4 protein-coding genes are annotated in these 2,448 nt (G+C 69.6%); all 4 read left to right on the top strand.

Going from position 1 to position 2,448, the window contains the following annotated elements; genetic code table 11:
- Positions 1-767 (top strand): glutamate ABC transporter substrate-binding protein (locus tag KBX53_RS29625; RefSeq protein ID WP_210862939.1); only part of this gene is annotated, 767 nt, incomplete at its 5' end.
- Between the two features lie 16 nt (positions 768-783).
- A complete protein-coding gene (locus KBX53_RS29620; RefSeq protein WP_030337216.1) occupies positions 784-1,428 on the top strand; it encodes an amino acid ABC transporter permease in 645 nt (214 codons plus the stop codon).
- A complete protein-coding gene (locus KBX53_RS29615) occupies positions 1,425-2,294 on the top strand; it encodes an amino acid ABC transporter permease (protein ID WP_051708836.1) in 870 nt (289 codons plus the stop codon). The genes KBX53_RS29620 and KBX53_RS29615 overlap by 4 nt, the downstream gene beginning before the upstream one ends.
- Positions 2,291-2,448: asparaginase (locus KBX53_RS29610; protein WP_210862941.1), on the top strand; the 158-nt coding region annotated here is incomplete at its 3' end. The genes KBX53_RS29615 and KBX53_RS29610, both read left to right, overlap by 4 nt.

Raw genomic sequence — 2,448 nt, 5'->3', positions numbered from 1 at the left:
ACATCCCGGCCGGCTCGACCATGGACGCGATCCGCAAGCGCGGCTACCTGAACATCGGCGGTTCCCTGGACGCGCCGCTGCTCGCCCAGCAGAACCCGGTCAGCGGCACCATCGAGGGCTTCGACGCCGACATGGCGAAGCTGCTGGCGAAGTACATCATCGGCAAGCCCGAGGTGAAGACGACGACCATCGGCACCCAGACCCGCGAGGCCATGCTTCAGGCCAAGTCGGTCGACGCCGTCTTCCAGACGTACACGATCACCCCGCAACGGGCCACCCAGGTCGCCTTCGCCGGGCCGTACCTCACCTCCGGCCTCGCCGTCGGGGTCCGCAAGGACGACACCTCCATCAAGAGCGTCAAGGACCTCGCCGGCAAGACCGTGATCGTCGGGGCGAACACCCCCGCCGTCACCGCGCTGCCGTCGGCCGCGCCCGGCTCGAAGCAGATCGCCTTCGGCACCGACCCGCAGGCGCTGCAGGCCCTGCTGCAGAAGCGCGGCGACGCGTACGTGCAGGACTTCACGCTGCTCGCATCGGGTGCCAAGGCCAACCCGGGGATGAAGGTGGTGGGCGAGCCCTTCACCACCGAGGCGTACGGCATCGGCCTCAACCGGGAGGACACGCAGTTCAAGGAGTTCGTCAACAACTGGCTGAAGAAGATCCAGGCCGACGGCACGTGGGCGAAGGTCTGGGAGGGCACCCTCGGCTCGGTGGTCGAGGGCGGGGCACCCACCCCGCCGGCCCTCGGTTCCGTCGACGGCTCCTGAGCAGTCTCTCGTACCGATGGAAGCCCTCACCGCCCACCTGAGCCAGCTGGGCCACGGCTTGGTCACGACGGTCGAACTGACCGTCGTGACCACCGTCGGCGCGATGCTGCTGGGCATCGTCGTGGCCACCCTGCGGATCGCCCCCGTGCCGCTGCTGCGCGCCATCGGCACCGCGTACGTCGAGGTGTTCCAGAACCTGCCGCTGCTGGCGCTGCTGGTGCTCTTCGTGTTCGCGCTGCCGACCATCGGCATCACGTTCCCGCTGTTCACCTCCGCCGCGATCGTCATCGCGGTGTACGAGGGGGCGTACCTGGCCGAGGCGATCCGCGCCGGGATCAACACCGTCGGCGTGGGCCAGGCCGAGGCGGCCCGTGCCATCGGGCTCACCTTCGGCCAGTCCCTACGGCACGTGATCCTGCCGCAGGGACTCCGGGCGGTGATCCAGCCGATCGGCAACATCTGCATCGCGCTGCTGATGAACACCTCGCTGGCCGCCGCCGTCGGCGTGGTCGAGCTGACCCAGGCGGCCAACAACGTGAACCTGGTCGAGGCCCAACCGATCGCCGTCTTCACCGGCGCCGGCCTCGCCTACATGCTGCTGGCGCTGATCATCGGTCAGGTCACCGGCCTGCTCGAACGAAGGCTGGCGATCGTCCGATGAACAAGACCCAACAGATCCTCTTCGACGAACCCGGCCCCCGCGCCCAACGGCGGATCCGGATCGCCACCGTGCTGGGCGCCGTCGGGCTGGCCGGCGCCCTGGCCGCGGCCGTCTACCAGTTCGCCAGCCACGGCGAACTGGCCGCCGACCGGTGGGAGCCGTTCACCACCTGGCCGATCTGGCGGTACCTGCTCAACGGCCTGTGGGCGACGCTGCGCGCCGCCGCCGCGACCGCGGTGCTCAGCGCCGCGCTCGGGCTGATCCTGGCGCTCGGCCGGCTGTCGACGCACCGACCGCTGCGCTGGCTGGCCGGGGCGTACGTGGAGATCTTCCGGACCGTACCCACCCTGCTGCTGATCTACGTGACGCTGTTCGCGCTGCCGCAGTACGGCCTGAACTTCCCGCTGTTCTGGAAGCTCGTGGTGCCGTTGGTGGTATCCAACTCGGCGGCGTTCGCCGAGATCTTCCGGTCCGGCATCCTGGCGCTGGACCGGGGACAGACCGAGGCCGGCCTCGCGGTCGGGCTACGCCGCGGGCAGGTGATGGCGCTGGTCGTCCTGCCACAGGCGTTGCTCCAGCTCGCCCCGTCCCTGGTCAGCCAGCTGGTCGGGCTGCTCAAGGACACCTCGCTCGGCTTCGTGGTCAGCTACACCGAGCTGCTCTACAGCGGGCAGGTGCTCGCCTCGTACACCCATTTGCTGATCCAGACGTTCCTGGTGGTGGCGCTGATCTACCTCGTGGTCAACGCCTCGCTGTCGAAGTTCGCCCGCGTACTCCAGGCCCGCAACGGCCGCTTCGGCGGCCGACGCGGACGGCGGACCGCTGAGCTGCCCCCGCCACTTCTCGAAGGGAACACTCCCCGGTGACCATCTTCCGCTACGCCGAACTGGCCCGGGTCGTGCGCAACGGCTTCGTCGAGAGCCGGCACTACGGCAGCGTCGTCGTGCTCGCCCCGGACGGGACAGTCGCCCTCGCCGCCGGCGTACCCGACGAGCCGGTCCTCCCCCGCTCCACCCTCAA

Origin of the sequence: Micromonospora sp. M51, from assembly GCF_018070305.1 — a bacterium.
GTDB classification, from domain to species: Bacteria; Actinomycetota; Actinomycetes; order Mycobacteriales; family Micromonosporaceae; genus Micromonospora; species Micromonospora parva.
The sequence above is the reverse complement of the archived record's forward strand: the minus strand, read 5'-3'. Positions and strand labels throughout refer to the sequence as shown.

Coding starts and splice junctions, on each gene's coding strand:
- KBX53_RS29620 (WP_030337216.1), top strand. CDS start 784: ATGGAAGCCCTCACCGCCCACCTGAGCCAGCTGGGCCACGGCTTGGTC.
- KBX53_RS29615 (WP_051708836.1), top strand. CDS start 1,425: ATGAACAAGACCCAACAGATCCTCTTCGACGAACCCGGCCCCCGCGCC.